At 67.3% G+C, this 17,523-nt stretch carries 17 protein-coding genes; 4 read left to right on the top strand and 13 right to left on the bottom strand.

Features of this window, described 5'->3' with window-relative positions; translation table 11 throughout:
- Positions 1–11: 11 nt before the first annotated feature.
- The 5 genes from A6E15_RS03720 to A6E15_RS03700 all read right to left on the bottom strand — a co-directional run bounded on the left by A6E15_RS03720 (position 12) and on the right by A6E15_RS03700 (position 7,369).
- Complete coding sequence (locus A6E15_RS03720; protein WP_076143770.1) at positions 12–950, bottom strand: biotin--[acetyl-CoA-carboxylase] ligase; 939 nt, start codon at positions 948–950, stop codon at positions 12–14.
- A gap of 180 nt (positions 951–1,130) precedes the next feature.
- The gene (locus A6E15_RS03715; RefSeq protein WP_076143767.1) at positions 1,131–2,126 is read right to left on the bottom strand and encodes a tyrosine--tRNA ligase; all 996 of its coding nucleotides are present in this window, start codon (positions 2,124–2,126) and stop codon (positions 1,131–1,133) included.
- A gap of 146 nt (positions 2,127–2,272) precedes the next feature.
- The gene (locus A6E15_RS03710; RefSeq protein ID WP_076143764.1) at positions 2,273–3,052 is read right to left on the bottom strand and encodes a 4-phosphopantoate--beta-alanine ligase; all 780 of its coding nucleotides are present in this window, start codon (positions 3,050–3,052) and stop codon (positions 2,273–2,275) included.
- A gap of 126 nt (positions 3,053–3,178) precedes the next feature.
- Entirely contained in the window at positions 3,179–6,082 is a 2,904-nt protein-coding gene (locus tag A6E15_RS03705) for a YegP family protein (RefSeq protein ID WP_076143762.1), read from the bottom strand.
- A 459-nt stretch (positions 6,083–6,541) separates the two neighbouring features.
- Entirely contained in the window at positions 6,542–7,369 is an 828-nt protein-coding gene (locus A6E15_RS03700) for a pantoate kinase (RefSeq protein ID WP_076143760.1), read from the bottom strand.
- A gap of 242 nt (positions 7,370–7,611) precedes the next feature.
- Here A6E15_RS03700 and A6E15_RS03695 point away from each other — a divergent pair, with 242 nt between their 5' ends.
- The gene (locus tag A6E15_RS03695) at positions 7,612–8,460 is read left to right on the top strand and encodes an esterase/lipase family protein (protein ID WP_076143757.1); all 849 of its coding nucleotides are present in this window, start codon (positions 7,612–7,614) and stop codon (positions 8,458–8,460) included.
- A 237-nt stretch (positions 8,461–8,697) separates the two neighbouring features.
- Here A6E15_RS03695 and aspS read toward each other — a convergent pair whose 3' ends face one another.
- The gene (gene aspS / locus A6E15_RS03690) at positions 8,698–10,002 is read right to left on the bottom strand and encodes an aspartate--tRNA(Asn) ligase (protein WP_076143755.1); all 1,305 of its coding nucleotides are present in this window, start codon (positions 10,000–10,002) and stop codon (positions 8,698–8,700) included.
- A 90-nt stretch (positions 10,003–10,092) separates the two neighbouring features.
- A complete protein-coding gene (locus A6E15_RS03685; protein WP_076143753.1) occupies positions 10,093–11,439 on the bottom strand; it encodes a cytochrome P450 in 1,347 nt (448 codons plus the stop codon).
- Between the two features lie 147 nt (positions 11,440–11,586).
- Here A6E15_RS03685 and A6E15_RS03680 point away from each other — a divergent pair, with 147 nt between their 5' ends.
- A complete protein-coding gene (locus A6E15_RS03680; RefSeq protein WP_076143751.1) occupies positions 11,587–12,255 on the top strand; it encodes a helix-turn-helix domain-containing protein in 669 nt (222 codons plus the stop codon).
- Between the two features lie 51 nt (positions 12,256–12,306).
- Positions 12,307–13,116, top strand: coding sequence for an SIR2 family NAD-dependent protein deacylase (locus tag A6E15_RS03675; protein WP_076143749.1), 810 nt, complete (start codon positions 12,307–12,309; stop codon positions 13,114–13,116).
- Positions 13,117–13,135: 19 nt separating this feature from the next.
- Here A6E15_RS03675 and A6E15_RS03670 read toward each other — a convergent pair whose 3' ends face one another.
- The 6 genes from A6E15_RS03670 to A6E15_RS03650 all read right to left on the bottom strand — a co-directional run bounded on the left by A6E15_RS03670 (position 13,136) and on the right by A6E15_RS03650 (position 16,811).
- Complete coding sequence (locus A6E15_RS03670) at positions 13,136–13,786, bottom strand: helix-turn-helix domain-containing protein (RefSeq protein WP_076143747.1); 651 nt, start codon at positions 13,784–13,786, stop codon at positions 13,136–13,138.
- Positions 13,787–13,860: 74 nt separating this feature from the next.
- Positions 13,861–14,562, bottom strand: a complete 702-nt coding sequence (locus A6E15_RS03665; protein WP_076143745.1) for a phosphoglycerol geranylgeranyltransferase — start codon at positions 14,560–14,562, stop codon at positions 13,861–13,863.
- A 230-nt stretch (positions 14,563–14,792) separates the two neighbouring features.
- Positions 14,793–14,966 carry a hypothetical protein gene (locus A6E15_RS20750; protein ID WP_006179939.1) on the bottom strand — a complete coding sequence of 58 codons (174 nt, stop codon included), beginning with the start codon at positions 14,964–14,966 and terminating at the stop codon, positions 14,793–14,795.
- A 133-nt stretch (positions 14,967–15,099) separates the two neighbouring features.
- Positions 15,100–16,293 (bottom strand): threonine synthase, encoded by a 1,194-nt coding sequence (locus tag A6E15_RS03660; protein ID WP_076143743.1) that lies wholly within the window; start codon positions 16,291–16,293, stop codon positions 15,100–15,102.
- A gap of 120 nt (positions 16,294–16,413) precedes the next feature.
- Entirely contained in the window at positions 16,414–16,590 is a 177-nt protein-coding gene (locus tag A6E15_RS03655) for a 50S ribosomal protein L37e (protein WP_076143741.1), read from the bottom strand.
- On the bottom strand, positions 16,587–16,811 hold the full coding sequence (locus tag A6E15_RS03650; protein ID WP_076143739.1) for an LSM domain-containing protein: 225 nt from the start codon (positions 16,809–16,811) through the stop codon (positions 16,587–16,589). The genes A6E15_RS03655 and A6E15_RS03650 overlap by 4 nt, the downstream gene beginning before the upstream one ends.
- 337 nt (positions 16,812–17,148) lie before the next feature.
- On the opposite strand from A6E15_RS03650, the gene A6E15_RS03645 reads away from it, so the two are divergent.
- Positions 17,149–17,451: a hypothetical protein gene (locus A6E15_RS03645; protein ID WP_076143737.1), complete on the top strand. Its 303-nt coding sequence runs from the start codon at positions 17,149–17,151 to the stop codon at positions 17,449–17,451.
- Positions 17,452–17,523: the final 72 nt, after the last annotated feature.

Genomic DNA, 17,523 nt, shown 5'->3' with positions numbered 1-17,523 from the left:
GCTCGAGACCGCTATACCGGTCGGAGGTGTTCGCAGTCGCCCGCCGACACCGTCTCCCGCCCGTCCTCGGTCTCGATCACGAGCGCCCCCGATTCGGTCACGTCGACCGCCTCGCCGACGATCTCGCCACCGGGGCGGTCCACCCGTACCCGCTGGCCGAGCGTCAACGCCAGCTCGCGCCACGCGGGGACGACGCCCTCGAGGTCGTTGCGGTGGTCGTCGAAGGACTCGAGCAGGCGCTGGACGAACCGCCGGCGGTCGACGTCACCCGCCTCCTCGCGGATGCTGGTCGCGCTCTCGGGCAGCGTGTCGGCGTCGATGTTCGCATTGATGCCGGGCCCGACGATGACCCACTCGACGCGATCGGTCTCGCCTTCCATCTCCGTGAGAATCCCCGAAAGCTTTCGATAGTCGCCGTCGTCGCCGACCGGGACGACCACGTCGTTGGGCCACTTGATTCGAGCATCGACACCCGCCTCGCGGGCCGCTCGCGCCGTCGCGACCGAGATCGCGAGCGTGTACAGCGGGGCCTGCGCGGGTGCGATATCGGGCCGGGTGACGACGCTCAGCCAGACGCCGCCCGGCGGTGCCGTCCACTCGCGCTCGAGGCGGCCGCGGCCGCCGGTCTGTTCGTCCGCGAGGACGACCTCGTCGGTCGCGCCTTCGCCCGCGAGTTCGCGCGCCCGGTCGTTGGTACTCCCCACTGAGTCGTGGTACTCGACCGAAAACGGGGCCTCGAGGCCGAACTCGACCGCGGGGCCGTTGTACGCCGTCACCTCGCTGAGTTCGTACCCGTCTGCCCCGCTCTCGATCTCGAAGCCGGCCTCGCGTAACGCCTCGATGTGCTTCCAGACGGCCGCCCGCGAGACGTCCAGCCCGTCGGCCAGGTCCGGGCCCGAGACCGGGCCGTCGGAAAGCGCCTCGAGGACCGCCCGTCGCGTGTCGTTCATACCCTCGAGAGGGGGCCGCGCCCACTTCAATCGGCTGGATCGCCGGCAACGTGATCGCGGGCGACGCGCCCGCGACGAAACACGAGAAAATGACCCCGCCATACCGACTGCTGTCGGTCGGTTCCGGCGCGACCACCACCGTCCTGCGGCTGCGTCGGGAACCCGGTACGGCCGACCGTCTCAGTCCCGGAGTTCGCGCAGCTTCTCGCGACCGGGCGCGATCAGTTCGTCGAGGTAGGTCGCCAGCGTCCCCTTCGCGTCGGCGGGGTGGAGTTCGCCGGACTCGAGGTCCGCGGCGAGGCCCTCGTAATCCTCGTAGGTCAGGTCGCCGCCGTACTTCTCGGGGCGTTCGACCACGACCTCGTCGAAGCGGGGGAAGACGTGGTACTCGAAGAGTTCGAGGACCGGGTTCTCGCGCTCGTTGCCCTCGTCGTCGGGCTCCGGGTCGCGCGTCGGCGGGCAGTACGCCGAGTTGACCTTCTCCTCGAGGTCGTCGGTCGAGTCCTCCATCGAGATCGTGATCCCCTCGCTCGAGGACATCTTCCCCTCGCCGGTCGTGAGGTCGGCGAGGATGGGGGTGTGGATCGCCGGTCGGACCTCGTAGTCCAGTTCCGGCAGTTTCTCGCGGGCGAGCATGTGGACCTTCCGCTGGTCGAGCCCGCCAACGGCCAGGTCCAGATCGAGGTACTCGATGTCGAGCGTCTGCATCAGCGGGTAGACCAGATGGCTCACCTTGGCCGTCTCGTCGCCCTGAATCTCGGCCATCGCGCGCTGGGCGCGGTTCATCGTGGTCGCCTGCTCGAGGGTGTGGAGATCGCGGGTGTACTCCTCGTCGAACTGGAACGTCGAGCCGTAGACGAACTCGGTTCGGTCCTCGTCGAGGCCGTACGCGAGGAACTGGGCTTTCATCTGCTCGGCGGTCGCCCGGATCTCCTCGAGCGACCCCTTCTCGTTGAGGTAGGCGTGGGCGTCCGCCAGCAGGATCACGACCTCTAGACCGGCCTCCTGGAGGTCGATGAGCTTGTTCGCGGTCAGGAGATGCCCCAGATGGAGGACGCCGGAAGGTTCGTAGCCGACGTAGGCCCGCTTGCCCTCGGGCTCCTCCGCGAGGTCGCGGACCTCATCGTCGGTAACGACCTCCTCGGCGTTTCGCGTGAGTAACTCGTAGGCGTCCATGTGTAGTGGCAACCGGAGGAGGAATTTATACCTCCTGAAAGGCGCTCGCGTCGTCGCGCCGGACCCGACCGGCGGATCCGGATCGAAACGGGGCCGGAATCGGCTCGAGAACGTTCCGGCCGAGCCACCGAGTCAGCGGTGTGCGATCAGAGATCGCCCGATCGGATCCGCTCTTCCGCCGCCTCGAGCGCGCGCTCCCGGTCGAAGCCCTCGATAATCGCCCGGAGGGCGTCCTCGTCGGCGTCGGCCAGTTCGCGCGCGTGATCGGTGATGTTCGGCACGGCCCGGATGATGTTGTCGACGATCGGGACGTCGGCGACCTGCGGCGACCGCGAGAGGGGGTTGAGATCGATCACGATCTCGGTCTTGTCCATCGCATCGAGGGCCTCGGCGCGGTCGCCGTCCTCGAGGGGGACCAGCACGACGTCGGCCGCGTAGATCCCGTCGGCGTCGACCTTCGCCCGCTGGTGATCGAGGTTCGGGATCCGCGCGTCGGCCTCGAGCCCTTTCACGTCGTCCGCGCCGTGTTCGCGGAGGTGCTCGGCGATGGCCTCGATTCGCTCGGGCGTCCGGTTGAAGAGGTTGACCTCGAGGTCCGCGTCGACGGTGTCGGCGAGGGCGGCCATCTCGCCGGGAACCAGCGCCGCGACGTTACCGTTGATCGAGAGGACGGGCCGCTCGGCGAGCAAGAGGTGTGCCGCGGCCGCCCGTTCGGCGTCGTCGGCGCTGGGAATCGTCTCCTCGCCGAGCAGGTAGTCGAAGGCGCTGCCCCGCCCTTCCGCGTGCATCCCCTGGAGGTGGGTGATCCCCTTTTCGACGCCCCGCTCGATCCGGTGGCGAGTGAGTAGATCCTGATATCTGGGGTGGTCCTCCGGGATCTCCTCCTCGTCCTCGACGTCGGCGGAGACGCTGTCGTAATCGCTCACGATCGATCACTGGGTTCGATCGATAAAAAACGGCCCGATCGCTCACCGAGTCGGCTCGAGAGTGGGAACCCGCGTTCCTCGCGGGCAAACGGACCGGTCAGGGGTCGAGACGAGCCGCGGGCGCGGTCACTCGGTGAAGGTGATCCAGCCGTCGGGGGCCTGTGCCTTCACGTCGTTCATCGCCTCGCGGGCCTCGGTGCGGTTCTCGTAGGTCTGGGTGCTCTCGGCCATCGTCGCGCCGTACTCGTCGATGAGCTGCCAGACCCAGCCGTCCTCCGCGGTGTGGAGTTCGAACGAGACGCTGTCGATCTCGAGGATGCTGGCGGACTCGATCAGGCCGCGGACGTCCGCGAGGGCGTCGCGGGCGTCGGCGGCCGTCTCGTGGGTCTCGGAGCCGGTCGCGACGGTCCGGCCGTCCTCGTCGATGAGCCGCCACCGCCAGCGGTCGTCCTCGTCGGCGACGAGTTCGAAGGAGGCGACGTCGAAGTCGACCCGGCCGGCCATCGGCGCGAGCTGACGGACTTCCTCGATCGCCTCGAGCAGGGCGTTCCTGTCGGGTTCGGAATCGACCGCCTCGGCGATGACGGTCCGGTCGGCGTCGACGAGATCCCACGACCAGCCGTCCGCATCGTCGACACGGATCGCCGCGTCCTCGATCGCGAAGATCGGCGCGTCGGCCGCGTGTCGCTTGAGGCCCTCGACGCCGTCCATCGCGGCCTCGCGGTCGCCGTAGGAGACGGTCGCGTCGGCGATCTCCTCGCGGTCGCGATCGAGCAGTCGGAAGTACCACTCGTCGGTGCCATAGAGCTGGACCGAGACGTCGCCGATCGTGTGCCGGCGCGCCGACACAGCGGCCTCGCGCACGTCGTCGAGGCTGTCGACCAGTTCGTCCCGTGTCGGGTGTGCCTCGCCGGCGGCGGCGACGGTCTCGCCCGACGGCAGGACGAACCGCCAGTGCCAGTCCTCGGTCGCGTACGGCTGGAAGATCGCCCGGTCCATCGTCCGCACGTCCGAATCGAGATGCTCGAGCAGGCGGTTCATCGCCTGGCGGGCGGCCCCGCGGGTCGGGTGGGTCGCGGGGTCCTCGGCGACGAGCTTGCCGGCCTCGTCGATGAGCCGCCAGCCCCACTCGTCGGCCTCGTTGACGAAGAGTTCGAACGCGGCGGTTTCGATCTCGAGCAGTTCGGCGTCGGGTGCCTGCTCTTTCAGCGTCATCATCGCCTCGGCGGCCTCGCCGCGGGAGGTGTGTTCCTCGCCGCTGTCGGCCAGGACGTTGCCGTCCTCGTCGATGAGCCGCCAGCGCCACTCGCCGGAGTCGGCCTCGTAGACCTGGAAGGCGGCGTTCTCGAACTCGATGAGTTCCGCCTCGCTGGCCTGCTGGCGGACCCGCTCGATGGCGTCGGTCGCCGACTCGGCGTCGGGATGGGGTTCGGTACTCGCGGCGACGACGTCGCGGTCGTCGGTGACGAGCCGCCAGTGCCACGGGCTCGGGTCCTCGGCGTCGGGAGCGTCGACGGCCGTCCCGCCGTCTGCCGCCGGCTCGGGTTCTTCGATGGCCGCGGGGAGGTCGTCGTCGGGCGTCGAGGCGGCGCTGCCGGCGTCGACGTCCTCGGCCGGGAAGACCTCGTACTCCGCGTCGTCGATCTCGACGACGTCGGCGTCGGCGGCGTTGTCGCCGAATTGTTCGGTCCACGTATCGACCGCGAGGCGGTCGTCGGTCCCCTCGGGACTGCGCGCGACGACGTGTTCGTTCTCGTCGACGAGCCGGTAGCGCCACTCTGGGCCGGATTCGTAGCATTCGTAGGTCGGCTCGCCGGCCACGGTGACCGACGCCGACTCGAGTTCGGGCAACAGCGCTTCGGCGGCCTCCTCGGCGTCGCGCCGGGAATCGAAGGCGTCGGTACTGGTCGCGAGGACGTCGTCGGCGGCGTCGACGAGCCGCCAGCTCCAGCCGTCGGCCCGCTCGCGGAGTTCGACGCCGACGTGCTCGACGTCGAGGACCCGCGCCCGGTCGAACCGCTCGGCGAAGGTCCGGGCGGCCTCCTCGGCGCGTTCCTGCGTCGAGTGGCCCGTCTCGCTCGAGGCCAGCGGGACGCGGTCGTCGTCGACCAGTTGCCAGTACCACTTGTCGCGGCGCTGCTCGTAGGTGAACGCGGCCCCCTCGATCTCGATCACGTCGGCGTCCGGCCCCTCGTCTTTGAGGAAGCTCACCGACTCCTCGGCCCCGTCGCGCTCGTCGAACTCGCCGGCACAGGCACCGACGATCGAGCCGTCGTCGCGCGCGAGCGTCCACTGCCAGGTGCCGTCGCGGTCCTCGTAGAGCCGGAACGCGGAGGTCGTCAGCTCCATCAGCCCCGCGGAGCTGATCTGGGACTTCACGCGCTCGATGCCCTCCGTGGCCTCCGGCCGCGTCACCGCGCTCTCCGTACTCCGGGCCAGTGCCTCGAGGTGGAGGACGTGCCACTGCCAGTCGCCGTTGTCGTCACGGAAGGCGGCGAACTGGGCGCTTTCCATCTCGTCGCCGGTGAGGATCGGCGGGTCCTCGGTCTGGCCCTCCTCCTCGACGAACATACCGCGCTGGCCGGTCAGAACGGGAACGAGGGCCGTCACGCCCGCGATGATACCGATCCCGAGGGTGTAGACCGAAATCACCTCGACGCTGTAGTCGACGCCGAGTTCCCGCCAGTTGTTCGGATACGCCCAGCCGAAGAAGCCGACGCCGGCAAACGAGACGAGCAGACCGACGAAACTCGCCTGAATCCCCCGTTTTCGTACCGGTAACATCAGTACGATCCCGAACAGACAGAGCGCGAGCCCGGTCGCGGCGGTGATCCCGGAGGCCCTGATCAGCGTGTACGGCTCCCCCTCGCCGGCGTACCCGACGACGAACGTCGCCACGCCCGCGGCCCCGATGACGTAGCCGACGATGAACAGCCAGTAGCCGTAGACGTCCTTGCTCGAGTCGGGTTCACCGACGTAGTGTTCGTACAACTGAAACAGGCTTTGGTGAATGTCAGTGCGTGAAGCCATTTCGAAACTTGGCCCGATAACTCGAACGTACCATAATAAATTTTTGGCCAATGTTTTCGCTTTTGGTATTTCCCGTGACCGACGCTCTCAGCGAAATCGACCGGTCGATCGCCGGCGTCGGCCGCTCACTCTCGAGACGATGGAACGGTAGGAGATAGCCTGAGACGGGTTCTAAGACCCGCACATACCACGTTCATCGATGGAACGACCGGCGGTCACGCTCCCCCATCGACGGTCAATCTCCAAAAGCGAGACGGATTCGTTTCGCCTTCCTGCGATTTCTCGGCATAAAAATATACTAGTTGACATAGGTGTCCTGCACTTAAATACGACGAACTGCACGGAGGGTCGGTAACAAGGCTCCGACGCCGTCGACGGAGCGTGGACGCTTTTCCCCTTGCGGACGCGACACTCACCGGAGAGCAACAGCGACCGACCGCCGCAGTGCCAGCGTCCGGCTCACTTCAAAACCGCACCGGCAGGGTGGGTCGCACAGACCGACGGTTCGTAGCCGGCATCGGAGAGGCCGGTCCCGAGCGCGAAGACCGTCTCGCCGAGCATCGCCATCGAGGCCTGCCCGTCGGCGTCCGACACCTCGGCGATCGTCTCGCGGACCCGATCGGTCAGCAACTCGGCGTCGCGGGCGAACAGCCGCGAGGCGTACATAAAAGACAGCAGCGTCGGCTCCTCGACGACGCGGGAGAGCGCCTCCTGTCCAGCCGCGGTCAACTGCTCGGTATCGCCCGAGAGAACGTCGGCCGTCGACAGTTCGCCGAAGGTAACGTACTCGACGCGCGCCCGGGCGGGGATGGCATCGAGTTTGTTGTCCTGCGGGCCCCCCGGCTCGAGGCGGATCGGGACGCCGCCGTGGGCCTGTGCGACGACGTCGCCCAGCCCCGTCCCGGCCTGTACCTCGGCCCCGTGAGCGATCGTGACGAGTTCGTTCATCGAGAGCTTGCAGCCGAACACGCGGTTCGCGGCCAGCGCCGTTCCGAGCGCCATCGCCCCCGAGACGCCGAACCCGGACCCGATCGGCAGCTCCGAGGTCGCGTCGATCCGAGCGGTCACGCCGAGCGTCTCGAGGACGGTCTCGACCGGTTCGATCTCGATCTCGACGTCGTCGAGGAAGACCGTCGTCGCCGCCGCTCGTTCGACCGTTACCTCGACACCGTCCGTAAGCGTCAGTCCCGCGCCCCGTGAGCCCGCCTTCGTCGGGTCGTCGTCCGGGTGGGTACTGAAAAAGCCCGTGACGTGGCCGGGAACGAACGCCGTCGCCTCCTCGCGCATTACGCCCCCGCTTTCTGCCCGAACGATATAACCTTGCAGGTTCGCGCCCGCACGGGCCCTCTGCGTCGGCTCCCCGTCGAACGAAATCGCCGACCGTGGGTGGTGCCGACGGACCCGGGCGTCCGAACGCGAACCGCGATCTCGACCGTCCGCGTCGATGGGTAAACGGCTGCTAGGTCTTGAATACGCTCTGTATAGAGCAGCAATCTACAATCATCGGTTCGTGGAAGTACCGAAACGTCATGACGGACAATGACACCCTCGACGGGGGCCGGACCGCGACTGAAGCGACGACCGACCGACGGACGCTCCTCAAGGCCGCCGGCACGACGCTGATCGGCGGTGCGGGACTGGCCGCCGCCTCCGGCTCGGCGTCCGCACAGTTCCTCGGCCCGGACACGATCGAGGTCGACGACGGCTGGTTCGGCTGGAGCGCCGACGGCGACCTGCCGGTCACGGATGAACTGCTGGTCTTCATCCACGGCTGGTTCGGCGATACCACCGTCTCGAGTCAGGCCACCGACGTCAGGGACTCGCTCGTTGCCGGCGGCTATACGCCCGACGAGACCGTCGCGATCGAGTGGCCAGCCACCACGCTCAACTACTTCGGTGCCGAAGGCGACACCGAGGACGTCGGCGGAGTCGTCGCCGGCCTCGTCGAGGACTTCTCCGACGCCGGCGGCGGGAACGTCCGTCTCGTCGGTCACTCGCTGGGCGGTCGCTGCGTCTACTGGACGGCGGCCAAACTCGGCAGCGGGTACGAGATCGAGACCGTCGCCGGTCTCGGAACGGCCGCCGACGGCTCCGAGATCTGTGGCGATCCGTGGAATCCGGGCCTCGGAAACGCCTGTGAGGTCCGGAACTATCACTCCGAGAACGACTCGACGGTCGGGTCGGCCTACGGCGGCTTCGGCGACACCGCCTTGGGTACCGAGGGCGCGGGCTGTGACCCCGCTTCGAACTACGCCGACGTCGACGTGACCGACAGCGTCGGCAGTCACCTGGCGTACCTCGGCGACGACGCCGTCGGTTCGGATCTGGCAGCTGCCATTAACAGCGGCTCCTGCGACGGCAGCAGCGGCGACAAGTAGGAAAGCTGACGCTCACGAGTCGGCCGCCGTGAGAAGTACTGGCTCGAGGCTGCGGACTCGAGACCGTTCGCGCTCGCTCGAAGCGCGTCAGACGTTGCCGATCACGCAAGACTTGAGCAACGCGGGAGTCTTGCTGGTGCTCAGGTCTGTCGCCTACGGCGACGGACGCTGGCGATCTCGAGGAAACCGACTCGCGCTACGCGCTCGTGGTTTCCACGCGCTCCCAGAGACGTCGTCCTACGGACTCAGTCTCTGGCGATCTCGCGGGAAGAGAACCGCTTCCCGGATGTTGTCCAGTCCGAGGATGGTCATGAGCAGGCGCTCGCCGCCGAGGCCGAAGCCGGCGTGGGGCGGCATGCCGTACTTGAACATCTTGGTGTAGTACTCGAACTGGTCGGGGTCGAGCCCCTGCTGTTCGAAGCCCTCGATGAGCTTCTCGTGGCGGTGTTCGCGCTGGCCGCCCGAGACCAGTTCCATCCGCGGGTGCATCAGGTCGAAGCCGGTCGAGAGCTGCGGATCGTCGTCGTGGTCCTTGATGTAGAAGGGCTTGATCTCGCTGGGCCAGTCGGTGATGAAGTAGTGGCCGCCGACGTCCTGTCCGAGGGCTTCCTCGGCCGGCGTCGAGAGGTCGTCGCCCCAGACGAGCTGTTCGTCGAGTTCGCCCGTGGCGTTGATGCGCTCGATGGCGTCCTCGTAGCTGATACGCGGGAAGTCACCCTCGGGGACTTCGAACTCCGCGGCGAGGTCGAGGTCCTCGAGTCGGTCGCCGAAGTTCTCCTGCACGGACTCGTAGGCAGCTTTGACGATGCCTTCGGCGACGTCCATGGCGTCGGTGTGGTCACAGAACGCGCCCTCGAAGTCGATCGAGGTGGCCTCGTTCAAGTGCCGCGGCGTGTTGTGTTCCTCCGCGCGGAAGATCGGGCCGATCTCGAAGACCCGCTCGACGTTCGAGCCGGCGACCAGTTGCTTGAACAGCTGTGGCGACTGGTTCATGAAGGCCTCCTCTCCGAAGTAGGTGATCGGGAACAGTTCCGTCCCGCCTTCGGTCCCCGTCGCGACGATCTTCGGCGTGTTGATCTCCGTACAGTCGTAGTCGCGGAACTGGTCGCGGACCGCACGCAGCACGTCCGAACGGATTTCGAAGACCGTCTGGACCTCGTCCTTGCGCAGGTCGAGGGTACGGTTGTCCAGTCGCGTCGAGAGGTCGGCGTCGACCTTCCCGGACGGATCGAGCGGCAGTTCGGGGTCGGCGGGAGCGACGACCTCGAGCGACTCGGGTGTGACCTCGACGCCGGTCGGCGCGCGGGGCTCCTCCTCGACGTCGCCGGAGACCTGGATGACGCTCTCGCGGGAAACGTCGAGTCCCGTCTCGACGAGATCGTCATCCATCTCGTCTTTCTCGAACTTGATCTGGATCTTTCCGGTGGTGTCCCGGAGAATCAGGAAGGCGATCCCGCCGAGGTCGCGGATCTCGTGGACCCAGCCGGCGACGGTGACGTGGTCGCCCGGCTCGGCGTCGGCCGTGTAGGTTCTGTCCTGCATACCACTCGATTCACGCAGGTACAACTTAAGCCCAGCCGTTCGGACTCGCGGCAGCCGGTGTCCGTGAGTGCGCGAACGATGCCGGTCTCGTCACCGCTCGTGGACAGTCATCGGAATCTCGTGTTTCGGCCGCGCGGTCACCGTCGCCATCAGGTCCAGGTCCGTCCCGGGGACGAGTTCGAGGTGGTAGTCGCGGTAGACCATCGCGAGGATGAGCCGTGCCTCGAGCATCGCGAAGCGGTCGCCGATACAGCGACGCGGACCCGCCGCAAACGGGAAGTACGCCAGTTTCGGGAGTTCGCTTTCGAGGTCGTCGGTCCAGCGATCCGGCCGGAACGCGAGCGGATCGTCGTACCACCGGTGATCGCGGTGGACGACCCACTGGTGCATCCGGACGGTCGATCCCGGTTCGATCTCGTAGCCGTCGATGACGTCCGGTTTGACCGGTTCGCGGACGATTCCCGGCACGGGCGGATAGAGTCGCATCGACTCCTTGACGACGCGTTCGGTATAGGGAAGCTCCGAGAGATCGTCCATCGTCGGCGTCCGGTCGCCGAGGACATCCTCGAGTTCCGCGACGAGCCGTTGCTCGACGTGCGGATTCCGCGAGAGGAGATACATCGTCAGCGTCAGCGACAGCGCCGTCGTCTCGTGGCCGGCCAGCAACAGCGTGACCACCTCGTCCCGGATCTGCTCGTCCGACATCCCGGTACCGCGGTCGTCGGTCGCCTCGAGCAGTTTCGAGATGACGTCGTGATCCGTCGGGTTGGTCCGCCGTTGTTCGATCAGCCGGTAGACGACTTCGTCGAGGTCTTCGCGAGCGCGCTGGATTTGCCGTCTGGCCGGCGTCGGAACCTTCGGAGGCAGGACGTAGTTCGAGAGGCTCTCGGAGGCTTTCATGAACCGCTCGAGCGCCGAGCCGATGGTGTCGACGTGATCGTCGACGTCGACACCGAAAAGCGCCCGGGACACGATCTTCAGCGTCACCTCCATCATGTCCTCGTGGACGAGCCGCGTCTGGCCGTCGTCCCACGATTCGAGGGCCTCTCCGGTGAACTCGGTCATCATCGTCGCGTACTCCTGAATCCGGTCAGGATGGAACGCGGGCTGGATCAGGTGGCGGTTGCGCCGCCAGACCGCGCCCTCGCTGTTGAGGATGCCGTTACCGGTCAGCGGCCCGAGGACGTCCTGGAAGCGTTCGCCTTTGACGTAGTTCTCGTTGTTCTGGACGAGTACGTGTTCGATGTAGTCGGGGTGGTTCAGCTGGTAGACCCGGCCCTCGGGATCCTTCCAAGAGGCGATATCGCCGTACTCTCGGGCGGTTCGCGTCATGAAGCCGTACGGATCGCGGAGGAACGCGACCTGATTGCCGAGCAGCGGAAGTCCGTCCGGTCCCGTCGGATAGCCGTCAGCGGTCGCAGATGTGTCGTGGCGCATTCGTCTGGAAGGAGGATCTCCGGCCACCTTTCCGTATGGGCGAGTATGCTAGGTGTTTTTAAACTGAGGGCCGATACGGACCGCTATGCGTTCGTCCACCTCTTCGATCTCGAACGCGCTGAACCACGACACTGGCGGTGGTCGGCGATGAGATACGCTACGATGGTGCTAACGTGGGCCGACGGCCGGCTCAACGCGATCGACGACCACTTCAGCCGCAGCGACGCGGTCACGATCGAGGCGGTTCGCTACCTGAATCCGATCCACGAACGGCGGTACGTCGAACTCCTCGCGCTCCGTGGCGACCTCGACCGGGCCCGCGCGTTGCTCGCCGACAGTCCGGAGGCACTCGAGTACGACGTCGCCGGCGCGGACGGCCGCGGCGTCGCCTACGTGAAGTGCCAAATCGTCGAGCCAGTCGACGACCTGCTGTCGATCCTCCGCGAGCACGAAATCGTCCTCGACTGGCCGATGACATACGTCGACACCGACGCCGCTCGCGGACTCGAGGTGACGGCGCTCGGGACGAGCCGGGCGCTCCAGCGCGCTGCGGCGGCGTTACCCGAAGGGGTCGACGTCGACCTTCAGCGGCTGGGCGAGTACGATCCCAGCGGTGGCAGCTCCGCGCCGACGCTGACCGCCCGCCAGCAGGAACTATTCGACCTCGCCGTCAGCGAGGGGTACTACGAGGTGCCACGCGAGACGACCCACCGGAAACTGGCCGAGAAACTCGATCTCGCGCCGGGTACCGTCAGCGAACACCTCCAGCGGATCGAAGCGACGCTGGCCGCCAGATACACGTCGACGGTGCGATAGTCGAGTGGCTGATCCGCCTCGCTTTTATCCATCGCCCGTCGCTCTCTCGATATGGATAACGTCGAGCGACTCGCGACCGCCGTTCGGAACGCGGACACCGCCGTCGCCTTCACCGGTGCGGGAATCTCCGCGCCGTCTGGCGTGCCGACGTTCCGGGGCGACGACGGCGTCTGGGAACGGTTCGACCAGGGGCAGTTCGCGTACGGCCGATTCCAGCGCGATCCCGAGGGGTTCTGGGCCGATCGAGTCGACCTCCAGCGGGCGATGTTCGACGGGGATTTCGAGCCGAACGCGGCCCACGAGGCGCTGGCCGCGATGGAACGGGACGGCCTCCTCGAGGCGGTCCTGACCCAGAACACGGACGGGCTCCACGGCGACGCCGCGGCGGCGGTCGGCGAGGGGGACGACGCCGGAACGGACGGCGATTCAGACGCGCCGGTCGCCGGCGAGCCGACGGTCCTCGAGTTACACGGCAACTCCCAGCGGGTCCGCTGTACGGACTGCGGGAAACGCAAGGACGGCGACCAGATCTTCGATCGGGCGGCCGGCGGCGAACTGCCGCCGACCTGCGACTGCGGCGGCGTGTTCAAACCCGACGTGGTCCTCTTCGGCGAGCAGTTGCCCGGTGCGGTCCTCCAGCGGGCGCGGTCGCTCGCGCGCGCGAGCGACGCCTTCCTCGCGATCGGCTCCTCGCTGGTCGTCGAACCCGCCGCGTCGCTGCCACGGCTGGCCGCTTCGACCGGCGCGACGGTGGGGATCGTCAACCTCGAGTCGACCCCGTGTGACGACGTCGCCGCCGCGGTCGTCCGCGAGGACGTGACCGAGGCGCTCCCCCGCCTGCGTGATCTGGTCCGCGAGTAGTCTCCCGACGGCGACCCGGTCAGTCGACGACGTGCGCGTCGACCAGCCGCGCCTGCCCGCGTCGCAGCCGTTCGCTGACCGCCTGGTTCGAGATCTCGAGTTGGGCGGCGAGCTCGGCCAGTTCCGCCTCGCGGGGGACCTCGAAGAAGCCGCGTTCGTGGGCCAGTGACAGGGCCTCCCGCTGGCGGTCCGTCAGCGTGGGGTCGCCGGCTCGTCGCGAGTGCGCGTCGGTCTCGGCGAGTCGGTGGAGGGTCACGGAGACGCCTTCGTCGACGAGAAAATCGTGGTACTGGCCGAACGACGCCCGGTCGGGAAACCGCATCTCGACGTCCCAGCGGCCGTCCGCGCCCCGGCACTCGAGCAACTCGCCGCCGGCGGCAACCCACTGGCGGTACGCCCCGACGACGTCCGTCTCGCTCCGCTGCAGTCGGTAGCGGTGGTGGCCGTCGAGGCCGGCGATCCTGTCGAACCGCGCGACCGTCGGGTCGGCGGCCAGCGCCCGCTCGAGTCGGTCGCGATCCCGACAGCGGACCACGCAGAACGCGATCGGCCGCGCGGGATCGAGCGCGTACTGGCGCTCGAGGTCGACCTCGAGCGATGGGAGGGTCTCGAGGGTCGGGGCGAGGACCAGCGACGGCGACGACGCCTCGAAGGCGACGTGGAGACTCATGCGGGGCCGTCCACCGCGAAGCGACAAAACAGTTGAGGCCACTGTCGGGTTCGCCAACCGGTCCGGTCGCGTCGTTAGGCGTCGTTGGCCGCCTCGACGGTCTCGCGGACCGCCTCGATCCCCTCCTCGTGTGCGAGGTCGCCGACGACGACGACGTCGGCGTACTGGGCCATCGAGTACGCGGAGTCGTAGTCGTGGATGCCGCCCCCGTAGAACAGCGTCGACTGGTCGGTCGCCTCGCCGGCGGCCTGGACGACGCCCTCGTCGCCGAGGGTGCCCGAGTACTCGACGTAGACGATCTCCTGGCCGAACATGTGTTCCGCGACGGTCGCGTAGGCGGCGACGTCGTCGGCCCCGAGGTCGCAGTTGGCCTCGGTCAGTTCCGCGACGTCGGCCTCGGGGTTCAGCACGATGTAGGCCTCCGTCGTCGTCCGTTCCCAGTCGAGATCGCCCTCGAGGCGGACCCACTCCTTGTGGGCCTCGGTGATCCAGAACGGCGAGCCGGCGTTGAAGACGGTCGGAATGAGATAGCCGTCCAGCGCGTCGTCCTCGAGGACGACTTCGGGGTTGGAGGGCTCCTGATAGAGGGCGACGTCGTGTTCGGCACAGGCCTCGATGACGGCGCTCATGTTCTCCTCGGTGATACCCATGGTGCCGCCGACCTCGATGGCGTCCGTTCCGGTCGCACAGAGGTCACCGTAGGTCACACCCTCGGGTAACTCCTTGTCGGGATCGAGTTTGAGAACGTGATTCCAGTCGTCCCAGGGGGTAGTCATACCGCGTCGTTTCCCGACAACCAGCAAAAACGCTACGGAACGCCCCCGTCCCGAGGGAAAGGGTCGTAAGCGCCGGCAGCGGCCGGGCGACTCGAGTGCGCCATGACCGACTCGAGCGCGCCGTGGCCCTCGGGCGCGACGCTTCCCCCGCCCGGTCGCTGGCGGGCCGGCGTCGGCGCGCCGATGGCGTCTCGAACGGCGGCAAACACGTCGAGCGAGGGCGATCCGTCCTACAGTTGTTCGGCGCTGACGGCCCGCATCGAGCTGTCGTTCTCGACCTCCCAGATCCGTAGCACCAGATGTGCCTTACAGTAGTATTCGGCAGTCTCGAGGCCAGTCTCGCCGTTCTCGAGGACGAGCTGGCACGTGACCCCGTTCGAACACTCTGGTGAATGTTCACACATTTGAACTCGGTCCGTCTACTCGTCTCGGAGTCAAGACCTTATCGGTGACAGCGTTCGGCTCCGTTTCCGACTGGACGCCCGATAGCGGTTACAGCGGGTGCATTCAGCGGTATTACCCGGTACTGGGTGGTGTCTAAATTCCCTGTCCCATCAGGTGGCTGCGCAAGACGTCGGCCTCCTTGTTGCCCGCACCGGTGTTGACGATCACGACCGTTTCGTCGCCGTCGAACGCACCGCGGTCGGCGAGTTCCCACGCGCCGCTGGCGGCCGCCGCCGCGCTCGGGGTCGGCTCGAGTCCGGTCGTCTGGGCCACTCGCACGGCGCTCTCGAGGATGTCGGGATCGTCGGTCGCGACCGCGCCGCCGTCGGTCTCGCGCAGCGCCTCGAGGACCCACGATCCCGCCGGCGGATCGGGGATCTCGAGTTCGCCACAGATCGTGTCGGGCCGTTCGACGGGAGCGTGGTCGTCGCGGCCGTCGGCGACGGCGTCCGCGATCGGGGCACAGCCCGACGCCTGCGCGGCGTAGAGTGCCGGCGTCTCGTCGATCAGTCCCAGTTCCTCGAACTCGCGGGCGGCCTTGGCGAGGCCGACGATCCCCGTCCCGATTCCCGTCGGGTAACAGATCGCGTCCGGCACGTCCCACTCGAGGTCTTCGACGAGTTCGTAGAACAGCGTCTTGATCCCCTCGTGGCGATACGGCGTCTCGAAGGCCCGCAGCGAGTACCAGTCGTCGTGTTCGGCGAGCGCCTCCTCGTACGCACCAACCGCGTCGCCGTAGCGGCCGCCGACGACGTTCATGTCGCCGCCGTGGACGTTGACCATCGCCTTGTTCGTAAAGCCCGAGCGCGAGGGGAGATAGGCGTGGGACTCGAGGCCGGCCCGGCCCGCGTAGGCCGCCGCGGCCTGGCCGCCGTTGCCCGTCGACGGGAGCGCGACGTCGGCGGCGTCGCTTCGGGTCGCGGCCGTGACCGCGACCGACGCGCCGCGGTCGCGGACCGAGCCCGTCGGGTTCCGGCCCTCGTCCTTGATCAGGACCCGTCCGACGCCGAGTTCGTCTGCCAGGTCGGGACAGTCGACCAGCGGCGTCGCGCCCTCCCGGGTCGTGACAGCCGTCTCGCGAGCGAACGGCAAGAGTTCGGTGTAGCGCCACTGCGAGTCGGCCGGCCGGCCCTCGAGCGTCCCGCGATCGAGATCGATCGCGTCGTAGTCGTAGCTCGCGTCGAGCGGGCCGTCACACTCCAGACAGCGGTGGGCCTCGGCGGTGGCCTCGATAGCGGCCCCGCAGTCGGCGCACTCGAGCCCCGCGAAGGCGTCAGTCGTCTCCATACGCGACCCTTCGGGGCGGCGAACTAAGGGTTGTTCATCGGCGGCTTGGCATGCCCGCGTTACGATGTTATAGCCGCCGGCTATGCAGCTGGAGTACGAAAGGAGAGGGAGAGAAATCGATCAGTTGTCGCCGGACTTCGACTGCCACTCGTAGCCGCGGCGCTTCGCGGACTCGCCGAAGCCACACGACGAGCAGACCTTCTTCTTGGTGTGGTAGGACTTCTCTCCGCAGCGACGACACTTGGTGTGGGTCGTCTTGTTCTTCTTTCCTTGGCTCGGGGTTCCTGCACCAGTCATGGAGTAATCGAGACGACGTTGTCGCCGCGTATAATGGTTGTGTCTTCGGCCGGAGCCTCCTGATCGACGCCCTCGACGGGGATCGTCACGTCCTCGAGGACGAGGTTCATGTGCTGATCGTACCCGGCGAGGTCGCCGACGTACTCGTCGCCGCTCTTGAGTCGTACCGTAACGCGTTCGCCGAGCGACGCCTCGAGGACGTCCAGCGGTCGTCCACTCATACGCAACACGGCTGGTGATGGACACTTAATCGTACCGGTCCCGGCTCCGACGGGGGCCGTTCAGCGGCGAACAACACGACGTTTCCCGCCCGGTCTCGGAACCTCGTATAGTAGCCGCTGAAATGATTCACACACTGATCGCAGCGCTGTCGTACGATCAGGTGTGCAATGACTTTCAGTGGCTACTATAGCTGCTACTGACGGCGGTCTGACCGCTCTCGGTACGGCTGGCGATTCGACGCGGTCGGCCGGCGCTCGAGCCGATAGCCGGCCCGTACACCGCTGCTACCCCGTACCTAACCAAACGGCTAAGTGTGTACTCGTGGACCGTTCGCCCATGGGAGATAAAAAGTTCACTCTCGTAGAGTTGCATATCGACAACCCCCGCATCGGCTTCGGCTCGATCGGCGAAGCGCTGCCGATCGGTGCCACGGAATCGGCGTCCGAAGCCGACCTCGAGACCGAGTCCGACGCCGACGAGAGCGACGAGGAGTCCGGCGGCACGGGGAAAAGCGCCGTCGGTGCGCTGGTCGCGCTGGTCGTCCTCGTGGGCATCGCCGCGGCCGCCAAGAAGTTCCGCGGCGACGACGGGGAGGACGACCTCGAGGCCGAGGAGGAACCAGACGTCATCGTCAACTGATCGGCGGCCAGCAGCGGGTTATCCGCCGGCGAATCGGCCGACTCGAGCCGAACGCTTTTGCGGGTCCTTCCC

Origin of the sequence: Natrinema saccharevitans, assembly GCF_001953745.1 — an archaeon.
Lineage (GTDB): Archaea > Halobacteriota > Halobacteria > Halobacteriales > Natrialbaceae > Natrinema > Natrinema saccharevitans.
Note: the sequence above shows the minus strand (reverse complement) of the source record. Positions and strands in the feature narration are given on the sequence as shown.